The following is a 26,418-nucleotide window of genomic DNA, read 5'->3' as shown; positions in this document are numbered from 1 at the left end:
ACCTCTCCGTACGCTTCCGGATGCGCGGCGGGCGGCACGTCGCCGCCGTCACCGGCGCCTCCTTCGACCTCGCGCCCGGCCAGTGCCTCGCGCTCGTCGGCGAGAGCGGCTGCGGCAAGTCCGTGCTGGCCTCCGCGCTGCTCGGGCTCCTCCCGGGCAACGCGCAGACCGCGGGCACCGCGTATCTGGACGGCACGGAACTGCTCACCGCCTCCGAACGCGAGCTGTCCCGCTCCGTGCGCGGCCGCCGCATCGGCCTGGTGCCCCAGAGCCCCGCCGCCCACCTCACCCCCGTACGCACCGTACGGGCGCAGCTGGAGGAGACCGTCCGGGAGCTGACCGGCACCCCCAAGCACGCGCTGCGGGCCGCCGCCGAGCAGGCCGCGGCGCGGGCCGCCTTCCCCGCCGACCACCTCGACCGCCATCCGCACGAACTCTCCGGCGGCCTCGCGCAGCGCGCCGCCACCGCCCTCGCGCTGGTCGGCGACGCCCCGCTGCTGCTCGCCGACGAACCGACCACCGGTCTGGACCGTGACCTGGTGGACCGTACGGTCGACGAACTGCGCCGCCACATCGACGCACCCGGCGACACCGCCGGGGCCGGGCGGGCCCTCCTCATGATCACCCACGACCTGGCGGCGGCCGAGCGGATCGCCGACCGGGTGGCCGTCATGTACGCGGGCCGGATCGTCGAACTCGCCGGAGCGGCGGACTTCTTCGGCACCCCGGGCCCCCGTCACCCGTACGCGCGCGGCCTGCTCGACGCCCTCCCGGACCGAGCCTTCACCCCCATCCCCGGAATGCCGCCGGAACTGGGCGACCTTCCGCCGGGCTGTGCCTTCGCCGCCCGCTGCGACCGGGCCACGGACCGCTGCACGACCGCCGTGCCCGCGCTGACCGACGGCACCGCCTGTCACCACCCGGCGGCGCCGCCCGAGACCCCCGCACACCAGGTCGCACCCGAGGGGGCAGGCCGTGCTTGAACTCCGCTCGATCACCGCGGGCTACGACCGCAGCCGCCCGGTCGTCCGTGACGTGACCCTGCGCATCGCGGGCGGTGAGGCCGTCGGCCTGCTCGGACCCAGCGGCTGCGGCAAGTCGACGCTGGCCCGGGTGGCCGCGCTGCTGCACCGCCCGGACGCCGGCACCGTCGTCCTCGACGGCGCACCCGTCAGCGGCTACCGCCACCGCGCCACCCCCGCCCAGCGCACCGCGTACGGCGTGGTCTTCCAGCAGCCCCGCCTGTCCGCCGACCCCCGCCTGCGCCTCGCCGACCTGATCACCGAACCCCTGCGCGCCACCGGCCGCCGCGCCGAGATCCCCGGCCGCCTCGCCGAACTGGCCCCCACGGTGGGCCTCTCCGGTGACCTCCTGTCCCGTCGTCCCCACGAGGTGAGCGACGGCCAGCTCCAGCGCGCCTGCCTGGCCCGTGCCCTGGTCCTGCGCCCGCGCTGGCTGATCTGCGACGAGATGACCGCGATGCTCGACGCGTCGACGACGGCCGCGCTGGTGGCGGTCGTGGAGGAGTACCGGCGCGAGTCGGGGGCGGGACTGCTGGCGGTCGGGCACGATCGTGTCCTGCTGGAGCGGTGGTGCGACCGGACGGTGGGCTGGGCGGAGCTGGGCTCCTCCGGGGCGGGCGGCTGAGCGGGCGCGGGCGGCAGGCCTTCGGGGTTCCCGGTCACACGTCCCAGGTGACCGGAAGGCGCTTCACCCCGTAGATGTCCGCGATCTCCGGGCGCAGCTCGACCTCCTCGGCCGGTACGGCCAGGCGCAGCGTGGGGAAGCGGTTGACCAGCGCGGGGAACGCGACTCCCAGCTCGACGCGGGCCAGCTGCTGGCCCAGGCACTGGTGGATGCCGTGGCCGAAGGCCAGGTGGCCGCCGCCCTGCCGCCGGAGGTCGAGCGCGTGCGGGTCGGCGAAGCGCTCGGGGTCACGGTTGGCGGTGTTGATCGACAGGATCACCGGCGAGCCGGCCTCGATGGTGTGGCCGGCGAGCTCGACGTCCTCCAGCGGCATCCTCATGAACGTCTTGGCAACGCTCAGATACCGCAGCAGCTCCTCCACGGCCCGGTCGGCGAGCGCGGGTTCGGCGCGCAGCGCGGCCAGCTGGTCCGGGTTCTGCAACAGCGCGAAGGTGCCCAGTGCCAGCATGTTCGCGGTGGTGTCGAGCCCGGCCGCCAGCAGGATCAGGCTGATCCCGCGCAGCTCCTCGTCGGTCAGGTCGCTGTCGGTGAGTTCGCTGAGCACGTCGTCGGTGGGGTTCGCGCGCTTCGCGGCCACCAGCTCGGCGAGGTAGTTCTGCACCGCCGTGTAGGCCGCTGTCAGTTCCTCGTCGGTCGTCTCTCCGCTCATGAACGACTCGACCTGTGTCTGGAAGGAGCCCCGGTCCTCGTACGGCACCCCCAGCAGCTCGCAGATCATGACGGCGGGAATGGGCTTGGCGAACGCGGTCACCAGATCCGTCGGCGGTCCGGTCTTCTCCATGGCGTCCAGGCAGCCGGCGGTGACCTGCTCGACGCGCTCGGTGAGCAGCCGCATCCGCCGGACGGTGAACTTGCCGGCCAGGGGCTTGCGGTAGCGCCGGTGCTCCGGGTCGTCCATGAGCAGGAACTCGCCGGGCGGCGCCGGGGGGACCTCGATGTCGCCGTAGTCGATGGTCGGGTGGTGGCGCATCAGCTCCTTGCGTGAACTGAACCGCTGGTCGGCCAGGACCGCGCGGACCAGGTCGTAGCCGGTGATCAGCCAGCCGGGTTTTCCGCCGGGGAAGGTGTAGCGGCTGACCGGGCCGTGCCGGCGGGCGTCGGTCAGCTCGGCCGGCGGGGCGAACGGGCAGCCGGACCTGCGGGCTGTCGGCAGCGTGCGGACGGTGTGGAGGGACTCGCTCATGACCGCTCTCCTCATATCGCGATAGTACGCGTTTTGACGCATCCCGAAAGCTACGTTGCATTCGATATCGCGTCAATCGCTCGAAATGCATTGCCGCAGGTGAGAGGCGGAATTTTGGTGCAATGACGCTGCCCTCGAATGCAACATCGCGTTGCAATGAGAGTAGGCGAAGGCAATACTGCCGCCATGCCAGGAGGACGACTGACCCAGCAGGACCGCCAGCGTGTCGCGGCCGGACTCGCCGACGGACTCACCTATGCCGAGATCGCCAGGCGGCTCGGCCGGCCGACGTCGACGGTCAGCCGGGAGGTCGCACGCAACGGCGGCCCCGGCAGCTACCGGCCCCAGCAGGCGCACCGGGCGACGGTTCAGCGGGCGCGGCGCGGCACACCGGCACCACCCCGTGCGCCCGGAGGGCCGGACGGCGCGGTGGAACAGGAGGTGATCGAGCTGGCGGTCAGGGCGGGACTGCCGAGGATCACGGCGCGCGTCCACGTCGACCTGCTGCTGTCCGAGGACGGCAGGCGCACCGCGGCCGAGCTGACGCGCAGGCTCGGTGTCAGTCCGGCCTCCGTGTCCGTGGCCGTGAACTACCTGGTCCGGCACGGCTATGTCCGGCGCGAGCGCGATGCGCACCGGCGCCGCGACGTCTACGTGGTCGACGACGACGCCTGGTACCACTCGGTCGTGCTCAGCGCGCGGCGGACGCTGGAGTCGGCGCGGGCCGCGCTGGCGGCGGCGGAGGCGTTCGGGCCCGGCAGCCCCGTGGGGGAGCGGCTGGCCAGGTCGGGAACGTTCCTGGAGCGGGTCGTCCTGGACATGACGGAGTCGGCCGACCGCTGGCGCTCCCTCCTGTCGTGACAGGGGGGCCGGTTCAGGGGGCGCCGTACCGGTCCTTGAGCTGCCGGCGTACGGCCTTGCCCGTGGCCGTGCGGGGCAGGTCCGGTGCCACGACGGCGGTACGGGGGATCTTGTAGCCGGCCAGGCGGCCGGAGAGGGAGGCGAGGACCTCGTCCGGGTCGAGGAGCACGCCCGGCGCCGCCACGAGGACCGCGCGGCCGACCTCGCCCCACTCCGTGTCGGGTACGGGGATCACGGCGCAGTCGGCGACGCCCGGGTGGGCCAGGAGCGCGTGCTCGACCTCGGCCGGGTAGATGTTCTCGCCGCCCGAGATGATCATTTCCTTGATGCGGTCCACGACGGTCACCCCGCCGTCGGCGTCCACCCGGGCCGCGTCGCCGGTGTGCAGCCAGCCGTCCGTGAAGACGGCCGTGCTCTCCTGGGGGCGGTTCCAGTAACCGGCCATCACGTTGGGGCCGCGGACGAGCAGTTCCCCCGTCTCGCCGACGGCGGCATCGACGGCCCTGTCGCCCCCGTCGCCCCCGTCGCCCCCGTCGCCCCCTTCGGCCCCGGCGTCGCCCTCGTCGGCCCGGACGGCCCCGGAGCCGGCCGGGCCGTCCGGGCCGGCGACCACGACGCGTACGTCGGTGAACAGGTGCGGCACGCCCGCCGGCCCCGGCGCGACACCGGCCGGTCCGGGGGGAGCCAGCAGGACACCGGGCGCCGCCTCGGTCATGCCGTACCCCTGGCGCAGTACGAGCCCGCGCCGCGCGTAGGTGACGGCCAGCGCCTCGGGCACCTGGGCGCCGCCGCACACCAGGGTGCGCAGGGACGACAGGTCGGCGTCCGGCCAGCGCGGGTGCGCGGCGATGCGGCGGAACATCGTGGGGACGCCGAACAGGGACGTGACGCGGTGCCGTTCGACGGCTCCGAGCGCCGCGCCCGCGTCGAAGGACTCCATGAGCACACAGGTGCCGCCCTTGAGCAGCACCGGCAGGGCCTGCATGCCCAGTGCGGCGGCGTGGTAGAGCGGTGCGGCGATCAGGGCCGTCTCGTCGGCCGTCAGGTCCATGTCGATCAGCACGTTGACGGCGTTCCAGGTGAGGTTGGCGTGGGTGAGGACGGCGCCTTTGGGGTGACCGGTGGTGCCGGAGGTGTAGAGGATTACGTACGGGTCGCCCGGTGCCACGGATTCTTCGACCGGTGGCGCGGGGGCGGCCTCTCCCGTCGCGTCCACCTCGACGACCGGTACGCCGGTGCCCGCCGGAGCGCCGGGGGAGCGGCCGGTGCGCAGCAGCACCCGGGCGCCGCAGTCCGTCAGCTGGTAGGCCAGTTCCGGCGGGCCGAGCCGTACGTTGAAGGGGACGAACACGGCGCCGAGCAGGCCGGTGGCGAAGAGGCACGCGAGGAACTCGGGCCGGTTGGGGCCGAGGAAGCCGACCCGGTCGCCCTTGCGCACGCCGTGGTGCCGCAGGGTGTGGGCGATGCGGGTGGCATGGGCGTACAGCCCGGCGTAGCTCATGCGCCGTCCGTCGCCGTGGACCACCGCCGTGCGGTGCGGGGTGCGCCGCGCCCGCCGCTCGGCCCAGGCACCGATGCCTTCGTCGTGCATGTGCCCGCTCTCTCCGGTCGCTCGGGATGCCCGCCTGTCGCGTCACCCGTTCGAGGGGCACGCGTAGTGACATGATATTACCGATGGTAATTTACCAGTGACTCTGGGTGTCCAACGTGTGGGGAGGCTGCGGTGATCGCTGGCCCAGGTACGGCGCTGCTGATGGACGCGCGGGTCCGCCACAGCCCCGAGGCCGAGCGCATCGACACCCGGGGTGAGCCCCCGGTGTGGCGCGCGGAGCTGCCCGACGGCTCCGCCGTCTGGGTCGCGAGCGGGTACGACGCGGCGCGCCGGGCGATGACGGACACCGGCTTCGCCAAACCGGCCGTGCGGGGCGGTGAGCGGTGGACGCGCTATCTGGACTTCACCGCGCCGCAGGTCACCGACAGCATCGTCCGCAGCATGGGCAACACCGACGGTGACCTGCACCGTAGCCTGCGGGACCTGGGCGCCTCGGCGCTCACGCCGGAGCGCGTACGAGCCGCCGTCGACCGGGCCGACGGGGTGGCGGAGGAGCTGCTCGACGCCGTCGCCGAGCGCGGCCGCGCCGACCTCGTCGGCGAGTTCGCCCACCCGTTCGGCGTCCGGGCGATCACCGAACTCCTGGGATGTCCGGAGGACTTCGTCCGGCGCGCCCTGGAGCTGCGGCGCTGGGGTCCGGCACCGCTGTTCGATCCCCCCGGGTCCCCCGACCGCGAGCGGTACGCGGCCGAACGGGAGGCCATGAGCGAGCTGCTGCACGACCTCGTGGCCTTCCGGCGGCGCAGCCCCGGCTCCGACGCCGTCAGCGGGATGATCGCGCACGCCGACGCCGCCGGCCTCGACGAAGGGCAGCTGACCTCCACCCTCTTCCTGCTGCTCGTCGCCACCTACGAGCCGGTCGCCGACTTCCTCACGTCGAGCCTGTACACGCTCTGGCACCACCCCGACCTCCTCGCCGAGCCCGCCCGGATCACCGAAGGGCTCGACGAACTGCTGCGCTACACCTCACCGCTGGCGGCCACCATGCCGCGCTTCGCCGTCCGGCCCACCGAGCTGTACGGCGCGGAGCTGGAGCCGGGCGACGCGGTCGTCGTGCACCTCGCCCTCGCCAACCGGGACCCGCGGCGCTTCACCGCCCCCAACCGCCTCGACCTGACGCGAGATCAGGGCCAGGACCTCGTCTTCTCGCACGGCCCGCACTTCTGCCTCGGCAGCGGCCTCGCCGTCGGGCTGTGCCGTACCGCGCTCGGCGCCGTGCTCCGCCGCCTGCCCGGCCTCGCCGCCGCCCGGCCGCTCGACACACTGCCCTGGCAGCGCGGCTCGACCGGCGACATCACCCACCTGCACATCACCGCGGGGCTGACGGAGCTGCCCGTGACCTGCCGGCCCCGGCCCGCGGTGGTCTCCTGATGGCCCGCGTCACCGGCCTGTCGGTCCTCACCGCGTACGGCCACGGTCCGGACGCCCTCTGGGCAGGACTGTCCTCCCGTGAACCCGCCACCTCCCCGGTCACCCGCTTCGCCACGGAACGCCACCGGGCCCACCACGCCGCCACCGTCCCCGGTGCGCCCGATCCGTACGAAGAGCTGGAACGTCTCGTCGGTGAAGCCTGTGACCAGGCCGAACTGTCCCCGGCGGACCGCGCAGGGACGCCGCTCGTCCTCGCCCTGCACGCCGGCCCGGACACGGCCGCGCTGGCCGTCGAACTGGCGGGCGCCTGCGGCCTGCGCGAGGTCCTCACCGTCCACACCGCCGCCTGCGCCGCCTCCAACACCGCCGTCGCCGAGGCGGCCCACCTCATCGGCACCACCGCCGAACGGCGGGCCGTCGTCGCCGGGGCCAGCTTCGTCGACGCCAGTATGTTCGCCGCCTTCGACAGCGCCGGAATCCTCGCACCCGACGGAGTCTGCCGTCCGTTCAGCGCCGGCCGCGAGGGCCCCGTGCTGGGCGACGGCGCCGCCGCCGTGGTCCTCGAACACACCGGCACCGCACCGCCGTGGGCCGCCGTCCGCGGCTGGGGCAACGCCGCCGAGGCCCACCACGTCTGCCGCCCCCACCCCGACGGCCGGGGCCCCGCGGCGGCCGTCACCACCGCACTGCGCCGCGCCGGGATCACCGGCGACCGGATCGGCTACCTGAATGCCCATGCGACCGCCACCCCCGCCTTCGACGCGGGTGAGGCCGCCGCCATCGTGAGCGCGCTCTCCCCGCACGGCGTACGGGTCCCGGTCAGCTCCACCAAGGCCTTGCACGGACACTGCCTGGAAGCTTCCGGCCTGGTCGAACTGGCCGTCTGCGCCCTCGCCTTCCGGCACGGGGAACTGCCCGTCAACGCCAACCACCTGGCCCCGGACGAGGACTGCCCCCTCGACCTGGTGCTCGAACCGGGCCGCGCCCCGCAGTCCCGCTACGCGCTCAGCCTCAACAGCGGCTTCGGCGGCGTCTGCACGGCCCTCCTCCTGGCGATGCCGTAACCCGGCCGGTGCCGCCATGACCCCGACCACCCCGTGCCGTACGACGACACCAGTGCGGGAAGAGCCCGATGAGGACGCCATGGAACTGATCGTCGAGACCCTCGCCCAGTGGCCGCCGCCGGACGATCCGGCGGCGCGCCTCCCGGAAGTCCCGCGCTTCGACACGTCCGCCTTCGCGCCCCTGCTGGTGGCCGTCGGCGAACGCTGCCTCGCCGACCGGTACGGCACACCCCCGCTGCCTCCGGCGCTCGGCGCGCGCACCGCGCTCGTCCTCGCGGCCACGCGTGGTGACGTGGTCACCCAGACCGCCATCGACGACGCGGTGGCCGGGCAGCGGCAGGTGCCCAAGCCCCTGCTGTTCCAGAACGTGCCCTCCACGGCGCTCGGCCATCTGAGCGCCGTATGGGGCCTGACGGGCCCGCTCGTCGCCACCCTCGCCGTCGGCGACCCGCTGGCCGCGGCCCGCACCACCGCCGCGCGTCTCATCGCCACGGGCGACGCCGACCAGGCCCTGGCCATCGCCGCCGACCCCGGCGACAGCCCGCGGTCGCCCGGCACGGCATGGGCCCACCTGTTCACCACCGGCCGGACCTGACACCCGTACCCGGCCGCCCCGCCCTCGTCCGCCACCGTGGCCGCGCCCCACCGCGCCCACGCCGCCATCCCCTCAAGGAAAGCGATGCCCACCACCATGCGGCCCCCCACGACCGAGCTGCGGTTCCCCTCGGTCCTGACCCCCGAGACACTCGAATCCGCCGCCGGACCCGTCACCGTACGGCTCGACGACGCCTCCCGCGCGGCCGTCGCCCGCTGCCACGCCTACCTCGGCACCTGCCTCGACAAGGGCCGCGAGATCTACGGCACCACCACCGGCTTCGGCCCCCTCGTCGTCTACGCGGGCCAGGACGAGGGCGTGGACCAGTGCGAGAACGTGCTCACCCACCTCGAAGTCGGCCAGGGCCCCGACCTGGAACCGCCGGTCGCCAGGGCCACCCTGCTCACCCGTCTGTGGAGCTTGGCCAAGGGCCGCTCCGGCGTGGCGCCCCCCGCCGTGGACGCCCTCGTGGCGATGCTCGGCACGTCCTTCGCGCCGGTGATGCCCGAGTACGGATCGGTCGGCGCCAGCGGTGACCTCGCGCCCCTGGCGCACGCCATCCGGTCCCTCCAGGGACGCGGCGACGCCTACCTCGGCACCACCCGGATGCCCGCCGCCCGAGCCCTCGCCGAAGCCGGGCTGCGTCCCGTCGAACTGACCGGCCGGGACGCGCTCGGCCTGGTCAACGGCACCTCCGTGACCGCGGCCGGCGCCGGCCTGGCGCTGGCCCAGCTGCACCGCTCGGTGGCCGCCGGCACCGCGCTGACCGCCCTGCTCGCCGGAGTCCTCGGCTGCCGCCCCGACTTCACGGCCCCCGAGATCTTCGAGGCACTGGGCCACGAGGACACCGCCGAACGCGCCGACGACCTGCGCAAACAACTCGTCGGCCACGAGCCGAGCGGCACCCGCGCCCTCCAGGAGCCCTACACGCTGCGCTGCGCGCCGCACATCCTCGGTGCCGCGGCGACCAGCCTGCGCCACGCCCGCCAGGTCGTCACCGACGACCTCAACGGCATCAGCGACAATCCGCTCTTCTTCCCCGAGCGCGACGTCGTCGCCCACGGCGGCAACTTCTTCGGCCAGCAGGTCGCCTTCGCCGCCGACCTGATGTCCATCACCGCCGCCCAGCTCGCCAACCTCGCCGAACGCCAGCTCGACCTGCTGATCGACCCGCGCCGCAACGGCGGCCTCAACCCGATGCTCGCCGAGGACCCCGGACGCGACCACGGCGTCCAGGGCATCCAGCTCGCCGCGACCTCCCTGGTCGTCGCGATGCGCCGGGCCACCACTCCCGCCGCCATGCAGAGCGTCCCCACCAACTGGCACAACCAGGACATCGTCCCGTTCGGCACCCAGGCCGCGTTCACCGCGCTCCGGCAGGCCAGGACGCTGCGCCTGCTGCACGGTTCGCTCGCCGTCGCCCTGCGTCAGGCCGTCCACGTCGGCACCCGGCGCCCCACCGCCGACGCCTGCGTCCGCCTCCTGGACGCCCTGGAGCCGACCGTGGGGCCGGACCGGCCGTGGGCGGTGTCCGTACGCGAGGCCGCCGACGTGCTCGACCGCACGTGCTGACCCGGAGGCGGTACCTGCCGGCCCGGGAGCCGCTCACCCGTGCCCTCAGGGCCGCGGCACCACCATCACCTCGGTGCCCCCGGCCCGTACGGCCCGGATCTCGGCGGCGGGCAGCCCGTCGTCCACGATCAGCAGGTCGAAGTCGGTCAGCGGCGCCAGCGCGTACAGCCCGCCCTTGGTGAACTTGGTGTGGTCGGCGACCAGCACCCGCCGTGCCGCGCTCTCCATCATCGCCCGCTTGACCTGCACCGTCTCCGGCGAGGTGTGGTAGCAGCGGCCGTTGGTGACGGCGGTGGTCGACAGGAACAGCACATCGGCGCGGAAGGCCCGTACCGAGTCCGCCGTGTGCGGGCCCATGAACGCGTCGTACGCCGGGAAGTAGGCGCCGCCCAGCGTGATCAGCGAGATGCCGGGTTCCTTGGCGAGCGTGGTGACGGCCGGCAGCGAGTTGGTGACGACGGTCAGCGGCGTGTGCTCCGCGAACCGGTGCGCCAGCAGGAGGCAGGTGGTGCTGTCGTCGAGCATGACGGTCTGGCCGGGCACGAGCAGGGTCGCCGCGGCCCGCGCCAGAGCCTGCTTGGCCGGTGCCATCACCGCCGTCCGGTCGGCCACGCTCCCGTGGAACTGTGCCGACGGCAGGCCGGTCGCCCCGCCGCGCACCTTGCGCAGCCAGCCCTGCGCCTGGAGGGCGTCCAGGTCGCGGTGGGCGGTCATCAGGCTGATGCCGTACTCCTCGGCCAGGTCCGCGGTGCGGACGAAGCCGCGGGCGATGACGGTCTCCCGCAGGCGGCGGCGCCGCTCCTCCTGGGCTTCGAGCCGGTCCATGGTGCCTGCCTTCCGCGCCGTGCCGGGGCCGCCCGGCGGCCGGGGCACGGCATACGCCGTGTGAATTCGCCGCGTTATGTTCGCACGGATCTAACGTGGCGTGCGCGCGGGGCGCGGCCCCCACCGGCGATGCCGGTAGGACACAACACGGCAGGCCACCGGCCCGGTGCGAAGATTTCCGGCCACCATTGACGCCTGTTTCGGCCGGACTGTTGCATCGGCTCGTCCGCTCCGCAGGCCTCCTGCCGCCGCCTGCCGCCGTAGAAAGGGGAGATTCGATGACGAACCCTCCTCCGCGTTCGCCGATCACACGCCTGGGCATCCCGCCGACGCTCGCCTGGGGCTACCTGGGCCTGCTCCTGTTCATGATCGGCGACGGTGTCGAGTCCGGTTACCTCTCGCCGTACCTGATCGACCAGGGAATCCCCGAGCCCCGGGTGGCGCTGCTGTTCACCGTCTACGGCATCGCGGCCGGCGTCGCCGCCTGGCTCTCCGGCGTGCTGTCCGAGCTGTGGGGCCCGCGCCGCGTCATGTGGACGGGCCTGGCCGTCTGGGGCGCCTTCCAGGTCGTCTTCCTCGCCGCGGCCGTCCCGCTGGGCAGCTACCCCCTGATGATGCTGGGCTACGGCCTGCGCGGCCTGGGCTACCCGCTGTTCGCCTACGGGTTCCTCGTCTGGATCGCCGGGGTCGCGCCGCGGGCGCGGCTCAGCACCGCCATGGGCTGGTTCTGGTTCGCCTTCACCGGCGGCCTGCCCACCCTCGGTTCGCTGGTCGCCAGCGGCCTGATCCCGCACATCGGCGCGTACGCCACCCTGTGGGCGGCCCTCGTGCTGGTCGCTGTCGGCGGCCTGATCGCGCTGCTGCTGGTCCGCGACGACCGCGGCGGCCCCCGGCCGCGCTCCGAAGGGGACGGCCCGCTGGCCACCCTGATCGGCAGCGTCACGATCCTGTGGCGCAACCCCCGGGTCGGCACCGGCGCGCTCGTACGGACCGTCAACACGGCCTCGCAGTTCGGGTTCTTCGTCATCCTGCCGGTGCACTTCACCAGGACCGTCGGCTTCAGCCTCACCCAGTGGCTGCACCTGCTCAGCGCCATGTTCGCGACCAACATCGTCGCGAATCTGCTGTGCGGGATGATCGGCGACCGGTTCGGCTGGCGCCGGACCATCGCCTGGTGCGGCGGCGCGGGCTGCACCGTCAGCACCCTGCTGCTGTTCTACGTACCGCAGGCGGCGGGCGCCAACTTCGGCCTCGCCCTGGTGGTCGCCGCGTTCTACGGCGCTACGCTGGCGGGATACGTCCCGATTTCGGCACTGATGCCCTCGCTGGAGCCGCACCACAAGGGCCAGGCACTGGCGGCGCTCAACCTGGGCGCGGGCGCCAGCACCTTCGTCGGACCGGCCGTCGTCGCGGTCTTCGCCGGGCCGTTCGGCGTCGAAGGGGTGGTCTGGATCTTCGCGGGGATGTACGCGGTCAGTACCGTGCTCACCGTCTTCCTGAAACTGCCGGACGGGCCGGGCACGGCGCCGGACCGGGCGGCCGCCCCCGCCACCGCGCCCGCCGCGCCGTCCGCCTCCGCACCGGCGTGAGAGGACGCACCTGATGTCCGTACTGACCGTCGACGTCGGCACCACGATGATCAAGTCCGTGGTCTTCGACGACCGGGGCCGCGAGATCGCGGTCTCCCGCCTCGCCACCGAAGTGCTCCGCCCCCTCCCGGGCCGCGCCGAGCAGGACATGGACGCCGTCTGGAACGCCGTCGTCTGCACCGTCCGCAACGCCCTGTCCGAACTCGCCGGCCGCCCCGGCCCGGCCGACCCCGTATGGCTGGTCTCCTTCACCGCCCAGGGCGACGGTGCCTGGCTCGTCGACGAGCGCGGCCGCCCCACCGGACCCGCGATCCTGTGGTCCGACGGCCGGGCGGGCGACCTCGTCGGCCAGTGGCAGCGGGACGGCGTCCTGGCGGCCGCCTTCCGCCGCAACGGCTCGCTGACCTGCGCCGGAATGCCCAACGCGATCTTCGCGTGGCTGGCCGGGAACGACCCGGACCGGCTCGCCCGCTCGCACGCCTCGCTCACCGCGGCGGGCTGGCTCTTCCTGCGGCTGACCGGAGTCGTGGCCGTCGACGAGTCGGACGCCTCGGCGCCCTTCCTCGACCACGCCACCGGCGCGTACGACCCGTACCTGATCGACCTCTTCGGCCTGGCCCCGTACGAGCGGCTGCTGCCGAAGGTGCTCGGCGAGCACGAGCGGATCGCCGAGATGACGTCCGACGCGGCCGGTCAGCTCGGGCTGCCCGCCGGCCTCCCGGTCGTCATGGCCCCGTACGACATCGCCGCCACCGCGCGCGGCGTCGGCGTGGTCAACCCGGGCCAGGCGTGCAGCATCCTGGGCACCACCCTGTGCACCGAGATCGTCCGGACGACCGTGGACACCACCGGCGAACCGTCCGGCATCACCATCGCCTACCGAGGCCGGGAACGCGTCCTGCGCGCCTTCCCGACCCTCAACGGCGCGGAGGTGCTCGGCTGGGCCGCCCGTACGCTGCACCTGTCCGGACCGCCGGAACTGTCGCGGCTGGCCTTCGAGTCCGAGCCGGGCGCGAACGGCCTGATGTTCCTGCCGTACCTCTCCCCGGCGGGCGAACGGGCCCCGTTCCTCGACGGGCACGCCCGCGGCGGATTCTGGGGCCTGTCCCTGGAGCACACCCGCGCCGACCTGGCCCGCGCGGTCTTCGACGGCCTGTCGCTCGTCCTCCGCGACTCGCTGACCGCCTCCCGCACCCACGTCACCGAACTGCGCCTGTGCGGCGGCGGCGCCAACAGCGACGCGTGGTGCGCGCTCATCGCGGACGCTACGGGCGTACCGACCGCCCGCTCCGGCGACACCGAACTCGGCGCCAAGGGCGCCTTCCTCACCGGCCTGGTGCTGTCCGGAGCCGAGTCCAGCATGCACAGCGCCGCCACCAAGTACGTACGGATGCGGTCCAGCTGGGAGCCCGACCCGGAGCGCACCGCCCGGTACGCGGAGCTGTACGAGGACTTCCTGCGCTGGCGCGGCCTCGCCCGCGAGGCGGGCTGGCGCCCCGGGGCCGGCCGCAAGAGCGTCCCCGAAGTCCCCGGCCGGCCACCGGCCCCGCCGCACCCGACACCCGCATCACCCGGAAACCCCGACCGAGGAGCCCCCCACCGTGTCTGACGCCCTGACCGCCGACGCCGTCTGGCTCGGCCTCGACCTCGGTACGCAGAGCGCCCGCTGCGTCGCCGTCGACGGGACCGGGCAACTGCTCGCCGCCGCTTCCCGGCCGCTGACGAGCCACCGGGACGGCAGGCGCCACGAGCAGGACCCCGGGCAGTGGTGGAGCGCCCTGTCCGCCGCCTGCCGCGCGGCCCTCGCCGGGACGGACCCGGCCCGGGTACGCGGCCTGGCGCTCGACGCCACCTCCGGTACGGTTCTCCTCGCCGCCGCCGACGGCACTCCGCTCACCCCCGGGCTCATGTACGACGACGGGCGCGCCGCCGACCAGGCGGAGGCCGTCAACGAGGCCGGGGGAGCGGTGTGGCAGGACCTCGGCTACCGCACCATGCAGCCCTCCTGGGCCCTGCCCAAACTGCTCTGGCTGCTGCGCCAGGACCCCGGCCTCGGCGAGCGGGCCCGGCTGCTGCACCAGCCCGACCTGATCACCTGGCGGCTGACCGGCCACCAGGTCCCCTCCGACGCCAGCCACGCCCTCAAGACCGGCTACCACCTCACGGAGGAGCGCTGGCCGTCCGCCGAACTCACCCGGCTCGGCGTGCCAGAGCGCGTGCTGCCGCAGGTCGTACGGCCCGGAACCGTCCTCGGCACGGTCTGCGCTGCCGCCGCTGCCGCCACCGGCATCCCCGAAGGCACCACCGTCGTCGCCGGGATGACCGACGGCTGCGCCGCCCAGATCGGTGCCGGCGCCCTCGCCCCCGGCGCCTGGAACGCCGTACTCGGCACCACCCTCGTCCTCAAGGGCACCAGCCCGCACCTGATCCGCGACCCGCACGGCGTCGTCTACTGCCACCGCGGACCGGACGGGAACTGGCTGCCCGGCGGCGCCTCCAGTTCCGGCGCGGGCGTCCTCGCCCGGCATTTCGGCCCCGAGAACGGCGACGACCTCGACGCGCTCACCGCCGAGGCCGCACGCGACGGCCGGGACTGGGACGCGGTCACCTATCCCCTCGTGTCGGCGGGCGGCGAGCGCTTCCCCTTCCGCGCGCCGGACGCCGAACCGTTCACCCTCGGCGACGCGCCCACCCGAGCCCAGGAGTTCCACGCCTGCCTGCTCGGCGTCGCCTGCGTCGAACGCCTCTGCTTCGACTACCTCGACCACCTCGGTGCCCCCGTCGAGGGGCCGCTCACCTTCACCGGCGGCGGCGCCCGCAACGCCTACTGGTCGCAGCTCCGCGCCGACCTGCTCGGCCGCCCCGTCCACCTGCCCGAACAGGCCGAAGGCGCCCTCGGCATGGCCGTGCTCGCCGCCACCTCCGGCGGCGTCACCCTCCAGGAGGCCGCCGCCGCCATGGTCCGCACCGGCACGCCCGTCACGCCCGACCCGGCCCGCACCGCCCGCCTGCTCCCCGTCTACCTCCGCTTCCTCGACGAACTGACCCGCCGTGGCTGGCTCGACCAGACCGTGGCCGACCACGCCCGCAGGAGGGCCGCACCGTGACCGACTTCATCCTCGTACGCCACGGCGAGACCGAATGGCACGCCGAGAACCGCTACGCCGGACTCACCGACGTGGCACTGACCGGACGCGGTGAGGAACAGGCGGCGGCCCTCGCCGACTGGGCCGCCACCGCCCGTCTGGACGCCGTCTGGTGCTCCCCGCTGTCCCGCGCCCGGCGCACCGCCGCGCCCGCCGCCGCGGCCTGCGGCCTGACCCCGCACGTCGACCCACGCCTCTACGAGGTGGACTTCGGCCGCGGCGAGGGCCTGACCAGGGACGAGATGCGCCGGCGCTTCCCGGACGAGCTGGACGCGTTCCTGGCCGACCCGGTCGGCCACCACCTGCCCGGGGGCGAGGACCCCCGTGCCGCCGCCCTGCGCGCCGCCGACTGCCTCGCCGGCATCGCCCGCACCCACCCGGACGGCCGAATCCTGATCGTCGCCCACTCCACCCTCGTCCGCGTCCTCCTCTGCCACCTGCTGGGCATCCCGCTCGCCGACTACCGGCGCGTCTTCCCGCAGCTCCTCAACGGCGCACTGACCGAACTGCGCCTCCGGGACGGCCAGGCCGCGCTGCTGCGCCTCAACGCCCCCGCCACGCCCGCACCGCTCTCCGCACCCCTGCGCTGAACCGCACCGACCCCGTACACCGACCCCGTACACCGACCCCGTACACCCCGGTCCACCCCAGGAGAAAGACCCTCATGAGCAGCCCCACCGTCCTCGCCGCCGGCAACCACTTCATCCTCCCGAGCCTGCTCACCGAGGCGGTCACCGAGGCCACCGGCGGCACGGTGTCCGCCGGGCAGATCCGGGAGCTGCAACTGCCCTGGCCGCACACCCCGCTCGGCAAGGTCGCCGAGGTCGACGAGGCTTCGGGTACGGAGGACCAGCTCATCGAGGCGCTCCAGGGCGTCCGGATCTGCGTCACCGAACACGCCGCGCTCACCGAGCGCATCCTCGCCCACTGCCCGGACCTGGAACTGTTCTGCGTCGGCCGCGGCGGGCCGGTCAACGCCAACCTGGACGCCGCCACCCGGCACGGCGTCGCCGTCTGCTACGCCCCCGGCCGCAACGCCACCGCCACCGCCGAGCACACCCTCACCCTGCTCCTCGCGGCCGCCCGCGGCGTCGGCGACACCCACACCGACCTGCGGCAGGGCGTCTGGCGCGGCGACTACTACGACTACGACAAGTGCGGCATCGAGATCGAGGGCACCACCGTCGGCCTGATCGGGTACGGGGCGATCGGCAGCCGCGTCGCCAAGGTACTGGCCGCCATGGGCGCGCACGTCCTCGTCCACGACCCGTACGCCGCCCCCGAGGCACTGGCCGGCGTCGCCGAACAGGTCGGCCTGGACGAGCTGCTGAGCCGCTCGCGCATCGTCTCCCTGCACGCCCGCCTCACCGACGAGACCCGCGGCATGATCGGCGGCGCGCAGCTCGCCGCCATGCCGCACGGCTCCGTCCTGGTCAACTGCGCGCGCGGCGCCCTCGTGGACTACGACGCGGTCTGCGACGCGCTGGAGTCCGGGCAGCTCAGGGGCGCCGGATTCGACGTCTTCCCCGAGGAGCCGGTCCCGGCGGACTACCGCCTGCTGGCCGCGCCCGGCGTCGTGCTGACCCCGCACATCGCGGGCGGCAGCCGCCAGGTCGCGCACAAGGCGGCCCGTATCGTCGCCGCCGAGGCCGCCCGCTTCCTGCGCGGCGAGCCGCTCGCGCACTGCGCCAACCCGGCGGTGCTGGGCAACTGACCGGTAGTACGACGAAGGGCCGCCCCCGGCCGGGGGCGGCCCTTCTGTTCCGGGTGCCTACCGGCGCCGTACCAGCGGGAACGGCAGCGTCTCGCGGATCGACAGGCCGGTGAGGAACATGACCAGCCGGTCCACGCCGATGCCCAGACCGCCGGTCGGCGGCATGGCGTATTCGAGGGCCTGGAGGAAGTCCTCGTCCAGCTCCATCGCCTCCGGGTCGCCGCCCGCCGCCAGCAGCGACTGGGCGGTCAGCCGGCGCCGCTGCTCGACCGGGTCGGTCAGCTCGGAGTAGGCGGTGCCCAGCTCCGTGCCGAAGGCGACCAGGTCCCAGCGCTCGGCGAGGCGCGGGTCCTTGCGGTGCTGGCGGGTCAGCGGCGAGACGTCGGTGGGGAAGTCCTTGTAGAAGGTGGGCAGCGTGGTCTTCTCCTCGACCAGCCGCTCGTACATCTCCAGGACGATGTCACCGCGGCCCATCTCCGGCTTCACCGGCACCCCGGACCGCTGGCACAGCCGGCGCAGCGCGTCCGGCTCGGTGTCCGCGTCGACCTCTTCGCCCAGGGCCTCCGAGATCGCGCCGTACACCGTCTTGACCGGCCAGATGCCCGAGATGTCGTGCTCGACGAGCTTGCCGTTCGCATCCGCCTTGCGGGCGGTGGCGCTGCCGAACGCGGAGATCGCGGCGCCCTGGATCAGCTCGCGGGTCAGGTCGAGCATCACGTCGTAGTCGGCGAACGCCTGGTACGCCTCCAGCATCGTGAACTCGGGGTTGTGCTTGTAGGAGATGCCCTCGTTGCGGAACGTGCGTCCCATCTCGAAGACCTTCTCCATACCGCCCACGCACAGCCGCTTCAGGTACAGCTCCGGCGCGATGCGCAGGTACAGGTCGAGGTCGTAGGCGTTGATGTGGGTCTGGAAGGGACGCGCGTTGGCGCCGCCGTGGATCTGCTGGAGCATCGGCGTCTCGACTTCGAGATAGCCACGCTCGATCAGCCCCTGGCGCAGCGCCTGCACCGCGGTGCTGCGGGCCCGCAGGTTGTCCCGCGAGTCCGGCGAGACGACCAGGTCCACATAGCGCTGGCGGACCTTGGCCTCCGGGTCGGTCAGACCGCGCCGCTTGTCGGGCAGCGGACGCAGACACTTCGCCGTGAGCCGCCAGTGGGTGACGAAGACCGTCAGCTCACCGCGGTCGCTCGTACCGACCTCGCCCTCGGCCTCGATGTGGTCGCCCAGGTCGATGTCGGCGGCGAACCGCGCCAGCTCCTCGGCGCCGGTGCCCTCGCGGGTCAGCGCGATCTGGAGATCGCCCGACCAGTCGCGCAGCACGGCGAACAGCACACCGCCGTGGTCGCGGGTGAGCAGCACCCGGCCGGCGATCCGGACGACCTTGCCGGTGTGCGTACCGGCCTCCAGGTCCGGGTGCTCGTCGCGGACGTTGCCCAGCGTGTGGGTGCGCTGTACACCGACCGGGTACGGGTCGGTGCCCTCCGTACGCAGCCGCTCCAGCTTGCGGTGCCGGATGCGGACCTGCTCCGGCAGCGCCGCCAGCTCCCGCTCGCGCAGCTCCTCCTCGGTCGCCGGCGGCTGTTCGACCAGGCCCAGCTCGTCCAGCGACGGCAGGTGGGCGGTGGTCGCCGGGGTCAGCACCCGCTTCTTGTGGCCCTTGCCCCACAGCTTGCCCAGGCTCGGTACGGCCACGAAGCCCTCGGCGATGCCGGAGGCCATGCCGATACGGGCCAGGGCACCGGTGTCCGCGTAGCACAGGAAGCGCGGGTACCACTCGGGCGCGTACTTGGCGTTGGAGCGGTACAGCGCCTCCAGCTGCCACCACTTGGAGAAGAACAGCAGCAGCTTGCGCCACACCTTCAGCACCGGACCGGCGCCGATCCGGGCGCCCTCCTCGAAGGCGGACCGGAAGACCGCGAAGTTCAGCGAGATCCGGCGCACACCGATCTGCCCGGCCTGCGCGCACAGCTGGGCGACCATGTACTCCATCACGCCGTTGGGCGCGCTGCGGTCGCGGCGCATCACGTCCAGCGAGATGCCGTCCTTGCCCCACGGCACGAACGACAGCAGGGCCATCATGTTGCCGTCGCCGTCGAACGCCTCGGCCAGCAGGCAGTCGCCGTCCTCGGGGTCGCCGAGCCGGTCCAGCGCCATCGAGAAGCCGCGCTCGGTCTCGGTGTCGCGCCAGGCGTCCGCCCGGTGGATGACCTCCTGCATCTCCGCGTCGGACAGCTCGGAGTGCCGGCGGACCCGGAAGGTGGCACCGGTGCGCTCGACCCGGTTGACGGCCTGGCGGGTCACCCGCATCTCACGGCCGTCCAGGTCGAAGTCCTTGACGTGCAGGATCGCCTCGTCGCCGAGCTGCAGCGCGCTCAGACCGCTGCGCGCGAACGCCTTGGCGCCGTCCTCGCTGGCGCCCATGACGGCGGGCTGCCAGCCGTAGCGCCCGGCGACCTTGAGCCACTCCTCGATGGCCGGGCCCCACGCCTCGCGGTCACCGACCGGGTCACCGCTGGCCAGGCAGACGCCGGCCTCCACCCGGTAGGTGACGGCGGCCTTGCCGCTGGGGGAGAAGACCACGGCCTTGTCCCGGCGGGTGGCGAAGTAGCCGAGCGAGTCCCGGCCGCCGTAACGGGCCAGCAGCGCCCGGATACGGGTCTCCTCGTCACCGTGGAGCGCGGCCTCCATGCGCTGCGACCGGAAGAGCACCCGGGCCGCGTTCAGCAGCGCCAGCGCGCCGAACAGGCCGAGCAGGAAGATGATCCAGTGCGGCGGGTGGCCGTGGAACTGGTGGTTGCTCAGCAGACCGCCGCAGACCCGGTCGGCCGCCCACAGCAGCCGGCTGTCGGCGCCGCGCTCCAGGTTGCCCGGGAACAGCGACACCAGGCCCCAGCCGACGAGGATCGAGACCACCAGGCCCGCGACCAGCACCCCGGCGGCGCGCCAGAAGGCGCCGCGGCGGGTGATCGCGTAGAACTCGCGGTGCGCGACCAGCAGCAGGACCAGCGCGGCCGTGCACAGCACCAGGGAGAAGTAGTACTCCCGGTAGCCGTCGATCACGAGGGCCGCGTCGGTCAGGGTCACCAGCACCATGTAGACGACGGCGAACCACAGGGCGACCCGTTTGCGCGCGGTCAGGGCCGCGGCCAGCAAGGAGAGGAACACCGCGTACGCGAGGTTCGGTTCGACCACGATGGTCAGGGTGTCCAGCCATTGGATGACCGGTTTCAGGGCGCGTCGCAGCGGCCCGATCAGCGCCGTGACGGCGCAGAACAGCCCCAGAAGGCTGAAGAAGATGGCGAAGCCGTTGGGCACGCGGCGGCGAAAGCGCGCCCACGCCGTTATTTGGTCCTGGTCCTGCACGGTGCTCATTCCGTCACACTAGGCTCTGTAAGGGGTCAGCTGCTCGATGGAAGGGCGCTCTTCTTCTGCCACTGGGGCCAGTCGACCATCCAGTCCCCGAGTCCGTTGTTCTCGGCCGCTCTCCCCCGTTCGGAGGAACCGATGACCTCGAACGGGTCACCGACGCGGACCTTGGAGTAAAGCCAGTCGGCGTCGGCGTCGGTCAGGCCGATGCCGCCGGAACCGTCGTTCACCCGGCCCGCCTTGCCGGCGTCCCACGGCGCCGCGTGCGCGTAGGTGCCGGAGCTGGTGAGCTTCATGGCGTCGCGGACCGTCCTTTTGTCCGCGTCGCCCGGTCCCGCGGTCCCGGAGTCCATGATGATCGTGCCCTCCTTCGCCATCAGCGGGAAGATGCCTGTCCAGGTGGAGTGCCGCGGATCCGGCCGGCCGGCGGAGAAGGGGATGTTCTTCACCTCCTTTCCGTTCTCGGTGAACGTCAGCTGCTTGCTGTCCAGGTCGACCGTGATCACGTGGCGGTCGCCGATGGTGAAGTTCAGGTCGTAGTCCTTGGCGAAGTACCGGCCGCCGCCGGAGTCCACGCCGTTCAGATCGGCGCGCAGCCCGACCTTGGTGCCCGGCCGCCAGTACTCCTTCGGCCGCCAGTCCACCCGGTCCTTGCCGGAGAAGTCCTTGACCCAGCCCCACGCGCCGGCCGTGCCGTTGTCGGTGGTGACCCTCAGGTGCTTCTCCACGGCGGCCTTGTCGGTCACGGGGAAGTCGAAGGTGACCGAGACGGGCTGCGCCACGCCGACGGTGGCGCCCTGCGAGCCGGGGTTCAGCACGAGCTTGTTCAGCTGGCCGGCCTGGGCGGTGGTCAGCGACTCCTTGACCGTGTTCGTGCCGCCCTGCGCGTTCCGGGCCTCGGCCGCGACCGAGTACCTGGTGTCCGGGACGGTCGGCTCGTGGGAGGTCCACACCCGGCCGCCGTCGCCCAGCCCGCCGGGCAGCCGACGGCCCTTCGGGTCGGTCACGACGACCTTGACCAGACGGCCGCCCTCCGCGCTGACCTGCAGCTTGTCCCCGGCCTGCACCGTCTTCACACCGTTCGCCGCGCTCAGCGACACCCGTACCGGAGCGCCTTTCGACGCGGACGCCGCGGGGCCTCCGCAGGCGGTCAGCGCACCGATGCCGAGCAGCGGCACCAGGGCCAGCACGGCCCGCGCACGGCGTGGCGTGCGACGGTGGTGCGGGACGGGGGCAGGGGTCATCTAAGGGCTTTCCGTGCAGCGGTCCGGCGGATGTCGGCCGCTAAGACGCGAACCACCTGCATTTCGTTGCGGTGCGTGACGTGATACACGACACACCGCGCCACCGGCGGGCGTAGCGCCCGCGCGCCGGCGTGATCCGTGTTCCGTGTCTCCGTTGTGCCGCCCCGCCGGTTACCTCCCGTCCCGTCGGCCCTGCACCGTTGACGACGGCACCGCCCGCCCCTACGGTTCCCGCGTGTATCGCTTACGGGCCGCCGCGGCGGCAGCAGCAGCACTTCTCCTCACCCTCACCGCGTGCGGGAACGACGGGTCCGGGCCGGGCGGCGACGGCCGGGACAGCATCGAGATCGGCGCGCTCTCCATCGTCGACACCGCACCGGTCCACCTTGCCCGGTCGCTCGGCTTCTTCGCCAAGCAGGGCATCGACGCGAAGATCACGACGGTCCAGGGCGGCGCGTACAGCTCCTCCGGCGTCGTCAGCGGCCAGTTCGACTTCGGCTTCAGCAACACCACCACCCTGCTCACCGCCCGTGAACAGGGACTGCCCCTGAAGGCCGTGGCCAACGGGGTGGCCTCCACCGGGCAGACCGGGCGCGGCAAGGACTACAGCGCCGTCCTCGTGCCCGAGGGCAGCGCCATCAAGTCGGCCAAGGACCTGCCCGGCCACAAGATCGCCGTCAACCAGCTGAAGAACATCGGCGACACCACGATCCGCGCCGCCGTGCGCCGGGCCGGCGGCGACCCCGAGAAGCTGGAGTTCACCGAGATCCCGCTCCCCGACATGCCCGCCGCCCTGGCCGCCGGGCGGGTGGACGCCATCTGGACCGTGGAGCCCTTCCAGACGCAGGCCATCGACCAGGGCGCCCACGAGGTGTGCTGGCCCTTCGCCGAGGCCACCGACGACCTCACCGTCGCCATGTACTTCACCAGCGAGAAACTGCTCCGCGAGAAACCGGATCTGGTCAAACGCTTCACCGCGGCCATCAATCAGGCGCTGGCGCACGCCCGGACGCACCCCGAGGCGGTACGCGCGGAACTCGGCAAGTACACGAAGATCCCGCCCGCGGTCATCCGGCGCATCGTGCTGCCGAAGTGGCCCACCGAGATCAACCGCCCGTCCGTGCAGGCCATCGCCGACTTCGCCCGCAAGGACGGGGTCCTCGCACGGCCCGCCGACGTCGGCGCGCTGCTGCCGTGACCCGCCGAGGGGCGCGCGCCGGGGAGCCGATGAGCGCGCCGCGCGCCGCCGGTCTCGGCCTCCTGGGCCTGGCCTGCCTCTTCGCCGTCGCCGAGGCGGTGCCCCGGCTCGGCCTCGTCGACCCCCGCCACCTGCCGCCCGCCACCGCGATCCTGCGCCGACTCGCCACCGAGCTGGGCGACGCGTCCCTGTGGACCGCGCTCGGCGAGACCCTGCGCTCCTGGGCGCTCGGCCTCGCCATCGCCTGCTGCCTGGCCGTCGCCCTCGGCGTCCTCATCGACGCCGTACCGGGGCTGCGCGCCGCCACCGCCTCGACCATCGAGTTCCTGCGGCCCATCCCGTCCGTGGCGCTGATCCCGCTGGCCACCCTCCTCTTCGGCGCCGAGACCGGCTCCACCCTCCTCCTCGTCGTCTACGCCGCCTTCTGGCAGGTGCTCATCCAGGTGCTGTACGGCGTCGCCGACGTGGACCCGGTCGCCCGCGAGACCGCCCGCAGCTACCGCCTCGGCCGCTGGGCCCACCTGCGCCACCTCGTGTGGCCGACGGCCCTGCCGTACGTGCTGACCGGCGTGCGGCTGGCCGCCGCGGTGGCCTTCATCCTCGCCGTCACCGCCGAACTGGTCATCGGCAGCCCCGGGCTGGGCCTGCGCATCCAGCTCGCCCAGTCCGGCGGCGCGGTCACCGAGGTCTACGCGCTGATCGTGCTGACCGGGCTGGTCGGGGTCACCGTGAACACGGCGGTACGGGCCGTGGAGCGCCGGGTGCTCGCCTGGCACCCGTCCGTACGCGGCGAGGCGGCGCGATGAGCACGGCACGTAAAGGGTGGGACGGCGCGGCACGCGAGCGTCCTGCCGGGCCGCTGCGGCGCGCGGGCCTGCGCCTGCTGCGCGTCCTGGGCCTGCCGGTCCTGCTGATCCTCGGCTGGTGGGCCTACAGCTCCGCCAGTCCCACCTTCTACCTGCCGACACCCGGACGGGTCGCCACCGCCTTCGCGAAGGTGTGGTTCTCGGCGCGGTTCACCGAGGACGTCCTGCCCAGCGTGGGCCGGCTGCTCACCGGCTACGTCCTCGCGGGCCTGCTGGGCGTCGGCCTCGGCGTCGCCATAGGCTCCTCGCGCACCCTGCGGGCCGCCGCCGAACCCGTACTGGAGTTCTTCCGCGCCGTGCCGCCACCCGTCCTCGTCCCGCTCATCATGCTGCTCGCCGGGCTGGACACCGCGATGAAGGTCCTGGTCATCGTCTCCGGCTGTGTGTGGCCCGTGCTGCTCAACACCGTCGAGGGCGTCCGCGCCGTGGACGAGGTGCTGGACGACACCGGCCGCTGCTTCGGGCTGCGCGGAGCCGCCCGGCTGCGCCATCTCGTACTGCCCGCCGCGAGCCCGCAGATCATGGCGGGGCTGCGGCAGGCCCTGTCGATCGGCATCATCCTCATGGTCATCGGGGAGATGTTCGCCAGCACCTCCGGCCTCGGCCACACCGTCGTCCTCTTCCAGCGCGGCTTCGCCATACCGGAGATGTGGAGCGGCATCGTCGTCCTCGGACTGCTCGGATTCGGCCTCTCGGTCGCCTTCCGGGCCGTCGAACGCCGCATACTGGCGTGGCACTTGGCGCGCGGCGAGGAGCGGGGGCGGCATGCTTGAGATCACCGGGCTGGGCAAGGTCTACGAGGGGCGGGGCGGCGTCGAGGCGCTACGGAAGATCGACTTCCGGGTGGCCGACGGCGACCTGGTGTGCGTCGTGGGGCCCTCGGGCTGCGGCAAGACGACCCTGCTCAAGTGCCTCGCCGGGCTGCTGACACCGACCACCGGCGAGGTGCGGGTCGCGGGCCGCCGCGTCACCGGCCCGCCGCCCGGCATGGCCGTCGTCTTCCAGGAGTACGGGCGCAGCCTCTTCCCCTGGATGACCGTGCGCAAGAATGTCGAACTCCCGCTGCGCGAGAAGAAGGTGCCCGCGCCACGCCGCCGCGAACTGGTCGAGGAGGCCCTGTCCGCCGTCGGCCTCGCGGGCGCGGCGGCGGCCCACCCGTGGCAGCTCTCGGGCGGCATGCAGCAGCGCGTCGCCATCGCCCGCGCCATCGCGTACGAGCCGCAGGTCCTCCTGATGGACGAACCGTTCGCCGCCGTCGACGCGCAGACCCGGGCGGAGCTGGAGGATCTGCTGCTCACCCTGTGGCGGCGGCTGGGAGTGACGACCCTGCTGGTCACCCACGACATCGACGAGGCGGTGTACCTGGGACGGCGGGTGATCGTCCTGTCCTCGGCGCCCACCGTCGTCCAGGAAGACCTCCCGGTCGACCTGCCGGCCGCCCGCGACCAGATCACCACCCGCTCCGCCCCGCGCTTCGCCGAGCTGCGCGCCCACGTCTACGCCGAGATCAAGCAGGCGAAGACCGGTGTGGCGGGAGCGGCGGCGCCGGCCCGGGAGGCGGAGCAGTCCGGACCGTAGGGTCTCGGCGGGGAGCCCGGCCCGTGCGCCCTCAGCCGGGAAGCAGACCGCCGCACACGAGGAAGGCCAGCAGCAGCACCGAGCACAGCACCTCCACGGCACCGACCACCGCGACCCGTACCCGGCGCGCGGGCAGCGCCATCGCCCGTACGAAGAACAGCACGAAGGGCACCGCCAGCCACGGGTCCAGCGAGACGGCGGCCACCACCGCGAGCCCGTGATAAACGGCCGACGCCACCCGGAAGGCCTCGCTCCCGCGCTCGCGGATCATTGTTTTCACGTAGAGCACGGTCCCGGTGAAATACAGCAGACAGGCCGCGGCGGCCTGCCAGGCACCCGAATCGACGGTTCCGCTGCCCAGCCGGTACGAGACGAGCAGCATTCCGCAGGCGGGCACCACGGCCGCGATTCCGTTGACCGTGGCGCGTTCCTTGTTGCGGTACGCGTAGCCGATGTTCAGCGCGAAGAACGGCGCCGCGCACAAGGCGGCGATCAGCAGCCAGGGATGCGCCACCGCGAGCGGTACGGCGCATACGGCGAATGCCGCGCCGAATCCGGTGAGCGGCGCGAGATGGCGGCGCGGCGCCCGCGGATTACGCGACAGGCGGCGCAGCCGGACGAACTGCTGGGCGTGGAACGCCGCGCAGTAGGCCAGCAGCCACGCGGGCAGCAGGACGGCGTGCCACCCGTCGAACCCGACCGGCAGCGCCCCCGCCAGGAAGGGCACGACGAGCATGGCCCAGGCGCCGTGCTGGTTCGGTATCCAGCGGCGAAGGGCGCGCCGCCCCGGCGATGTGCTCATCCCACGAATATAGGCGGTGGGCAAGCCGGTTCGGGCCGCCGAAGGTCCGGGACCAAGGTCCCGCGCGGATTTCCCGCCCGGCCCGGACCGGGAAATCCGGCACGCTTTCCGGTGACCCGTAG

The 26,418-nt window shown here is 73.3% G+C and carries 22 protein-coding genes; 16 read left to right on the top strand and 6 right to left on the bottom strand.

Going from position 1 to position 26,418, the window contains the following annotated elements; all coding sequences use genetic code 11:
* Window positions 1-20 precede the first annotated feature (20 nt).
* The gene (locus OEIGOIKO_RS04300; protein ID WP_125058435.1) at window positions 21-983 is read left to right on the top strand and encodes an ABC transporter ATP-binding protein; all 963 of its coding nucleotides are present in this window, start codon (window positions 21-23) and stop codon (window positions 981-983) included.
* A complete protein-coding gene (locus tag OEIGOIKO_RS04295) occupies window positions 976-1,647 on the top strand; it encodes an ABC transporter ATP-binding protein (protein WP_125051984.1) in 672 nt (223 codons plus the stop codon). Before OEIGOIKO_RS04300 ends, OEIGOIKO_RS04295 begins: the two co-directional genes overlap by 8 nt.
* 34 nt (window positions 1,648-1,681) lie before the next feature.
* On the opposite strand, the gene OEIGOIKO_RS04290 is transcribed toward OEIGOIKO_RS04295, so the two are convergent.
* On the bottom strand, window positions 1,682-2,890 hold the full coding sequence (locus OEIGOIKO_RS04290) for a cytochrome P450 (RefSeq protein ID WP_125051982.1): 1,209 nt from the start codon (window positions 2,888-2,890) through the stop codon (window positions 1,682-1,684).
* 186 nt (window positions 2,891-3,076) lie between these two features.
* Between OEIGOIKO_RS04290 and OEIGOIKO_RS04285 the strand changes: the two genes are divergently transcribed.
* Entirely contained in the window at window positions 3,077-3,751 is a 675-nt protein-coding gene (locus tag OEIGOIKO_RS04285) for a GbsR/MarR family transcriptional regulator (RefSeq protein WP_125051980.1), read from the top strand.
* A 13-nt stretch (window positions 3,752-3,764) separates the two neighbouring features.
* On the opposite strand, the gene OEIGOIKO_RS04280 is transcribed toward OEIGOIKO_RS04285, so the two are convergent.
* A complete protein-coding gene (locus OEIGOIKO_RS04280) occupies window positions 3,765-5,342 on the bottom strand; it encodes an acyl-CoA synthetase (RefSeq protein WP_125051978.1) in 1,578 nt (525 codons plus the stop codon).
* Between the two features lie 132 nt (window positions 5,343-5,474).
* Between OEIGOIKO_RS04280 and OEIGOIKO_RS04275 the strand changes: the two genes are divergently transcribed.
* From OEIGOIKO_RS04275 to OEIGOIKO_RS04260, 4 genes are all read left to right on the top strand, one after another.
* A complete protein-coding gene (locus tag OEIGOIKO_RS04275) occupies window positions 5,475-6,734 on the top strand; it encodes a cytochrome P450 (RefSeq protein WP_125051976.1) in 1,260 nt (419 codons plus the stop codon).
* Window positions 6,734-7,798: a beta-ketoacyl-[acyl-carrier-protein] synthase family protein gene (locus OEIGOIKO_RS04270; RefSeq protein WP_125051974.1), complete on the top strand. Its 1,065-nt coding sequence runs from the start codon at window positions 6,734-6,736 to the stop codon at window positions 7,796-7,798. Before OEIGOIKO_RS04275 ends, OEIGOIKO_RS04270 begins: the two co-directional genes overlap by 1 nt.
* 16 nt (window positions 7,799-7,814) lie before the next feature.
* Window positions 7,815-8,393, top strand: a complete 579-nt coding sequence (locus OEIGOIKO_RS04265; RefSeq protein ID WP_125051972.1) for a hypothetical protein — start codon at window positions 7,815-7,817, stop codon at window positions 8,391-8,393.
* A gap of 84 nt (window positions 8,394-8,477) precedes the next feature.
* A complete protein-coding gene (locus OEIGOIKO_RS04260) occupies window positions 8,478-9,965 on the top strand; it encodes an aromatic amino acid ammonia-lyase (protein WP_125051970.1) in 1,488 nt (495 codons plus the stop codon).
* 45 nt (window positions 9,966-10,010) lie between these two features.
* Here OEIGOIKO_RS04260 and OEIGOIKO_RS04255 read toward each other — a convergent pair whose 3' ends face one another.
* Window positions 10,011-10,790: a DeoR/GlpR family DNA-binding transcription regulator gene (locus tag OEIGOIKO_RS04255; RefSeq protein WP_125051968.1), complete on the bottom strand. Its 780-nt coding sequence runs from the start codon at window positions 10,788-10,790 to the stop codon at window positions 10,011-10,013.
* A gap of 278 nt (window positions 10,791-11,068) precedes the next feature.
* Here OEIGOIKO_RS04255 and OEIGOIKO_RS04250 point away from each other — a divergent pair, with 278 nt between their 5' ends.
* The 5 genes from OEIGOIKO_RS04250 to OEIGOIKO_RS04230 all read left to right on the top strand — a co-directional run bounded on the left by OEIGOIKO_RS04250 (window position 11,069) and on the right by OEIGOIKO_RS04230 (window position 17,239).
* Entirely contained in the window at window positions 11,069-12,379 is a 1,311-nt protein-coding gene (locus OEIGOIKO_RS04250) for an MFS transporter (RefSeq protein WP_125051966.1), read from the top strand.
* Between the two features lie 13 nt (window positions 12,380-12,392).
* The gene (locus tag OEIGOIKO_RS04245; protein ID WP_246177193.1) at window positions 12,393-13,988 is read left to right on the top strand and encodes an FGGY-family carbohydrate kinase; all 1,596 of its coding nucleotides are present in this window, start codon (window positions 12,393-12,395) and stop codon (window positions 13,986-13,988) included.
* Window positions 13,981-15,486, top strand: a complete 1,506-nt coding sequence (locus OEIGOIKO_RS04240) for an FGGY-family carbohydrate kinase (protein ID WP_125051964.1) — start codon at window positions 13,981-13,983, stop codon at window positions 15,484-15,486. The genes OEIGOIKO_RS04245 and OEIGOIKO_RS04240 overlap by 8 nt, the downstream gene beginning before the upstream one ends.
* Window positions 15,483-16,115 (top strand): histidine phosphatase family protein, encoded by a 633-nt coding sequence (locus OEIGOIKO_RS04235; protein ID WP_125051962.1) that lies wholly within the window; start codon window positions 15,483-15,485, stop codon window positions 16,113-16,115. Before OEIGOIKO_RS04240 ends, OEIGOIKO_RS04235 begins: the two co-directional genes overlap by 4 nt.
* Before the next feature lie 74 nt (window positions 16,116-16,189).
* Window positions 16,190-17,239 (top strand): 2-hydroxyacid dehydrogenase, encoded by a 1,050-nt coding sequence (locus OEIGOIKO_RS04230; protein WP_125051961.1) that lies wholly within the window; start codon window positions 16,190-16,192, stop codon window positions 17,237-17,239.
* Between the two features lie 57 nt (window positions 17,240-17,296).
* On the opposite strand, the gene lysX is transcribed toward OEIGOIKO_RS04230, so the two are convergent.
* Together lysX and OEIGOIKO_RS04220 are read right to left on the bottom strand one after the other, a co-directional pair.
* Window positions 17,297-20,614, bottom strand: a complete 3,318-nt coding sequence (gene lysX / locus OEIGOIKO_RS04225; protein WP_125051959.1) for a bifunctional lysylphosphatidylglycerol synthetase/lysine--tRNA ligase LysX — start codon at window positions 20,612-20,614, stop codon at window positions 17,297-17,299.
* A 26-nt stretch (window positions 20,615-20,640) separates the two neighbouring features.
* On the bottom strand, window positions 20,641-21,852 hold the full coding sequence (locus OEIGOIKO_RS04220; protein WP_125051957.1) for a L,D-transpeptidase: 1,212 nt from the start codon (window positions 21,850-21,852) through the stop codon (window positions 20,641-20,643).
* A gap of 235 nt (window positions 21,853-22,087) precedes the next feature.
* On the opposite strand from OEIGOIKO_RS04220, the gene OEIGOIKO_RS04215 reads away from it, so the two are divergent.
* From OEIGOIKO_RS04215 to OEIGOIKO_RS04200, 4 genes are read left to right on the top strand one after another with little or no spacing between them, the layout of a single operon-like run.
* On the top strand, window positions 22,088-23,050 hold the full coding sequence (locus tag OEIGOIKO_RS04215) for an ABC transporter substrate-binding protein (RefSeq protein ID WP_125051955.1): 963 nt from the start codon (window positions 22,088-22,090) through the stop codon (window positions 23,048-23,050).
* 29 nt (window positions 23,051-23,079) lie between these two features.
* The gene (locus tag OEIGOIKO_RS04210; protein ID WP_125051953.1) at window positions 23,080-23,856 is read left to right on the top strand and encodes an ABC transporter permease; all 777 of its coding nucleotides are present in this window, start codon (window positions 23,080-23,082) and stop codon (window positions 23,854-23,856) included.
* Complete coding sequence (locus OEIGOIKO_RS04205; protein ID WP_218039976.1) at window positions 23,853-24,689, top strand: ABC transporter permease; 837 nt, start codon at window positions 23,853-23,855, stop codon at window positions 24,687-24,689. The genes OEIGOIKO_RS04210 and OEIGOIKO_RS04205 overlap by 4 nt, the downstream gene beginning before the upstream one ends.
* Window positions 24,682-25,494 (top strand): ABC transporter ATP-binding protein, encoded by an 813-nt coding sequence (locus tag OEIGOIKO_RS04200; RefSeq protein WP_125051951.1) that lies wholly within the window; start codon window positions 24,682-24,684, stop codon window positions 25,492-25,494. The genes OEIGOIKO_RS04205 and OEIGOIKO_RS04200 overlap by 8 nt, the downstream gene beginning before the upstream one ends.
* Before the next feature lie 31 nt (window positions 25,495-25,525).
* Here OEIGOIKO_RS04200 and OEIGOIKO_RS04195 read toward each other — a convergent pair whose 3' ends face one another.
* Window positions 25,526-26,296: a YwiC-like family protein gene (locus OEIGOIKO_RS04195; protein WP_125051949.1), complete on the bottom strand. Its 771-nt coding sequence runs from the start codon at window positions 26,294-26,296 to the stop codon at window positions 25,526-25,528.
* Between the last annotated feature and the right edge of the window lie 122 nt (window positions 26,297-26,418).

The sequence above is a fragment of the Streptomyces paromomycinus genome, assembly GCF_003865155.1.
Lineage (GTDB): Bacteria > Actinomycetota > Actinomycetes > Streptomycetales > Streptomycetaceae > Streptomyces > Streptomyces chrestomyceticus.
Note: the sequence above shows the minus strand (reverse complement) of the source record. Positions and strands in the feature narration are given on the sequence as shown.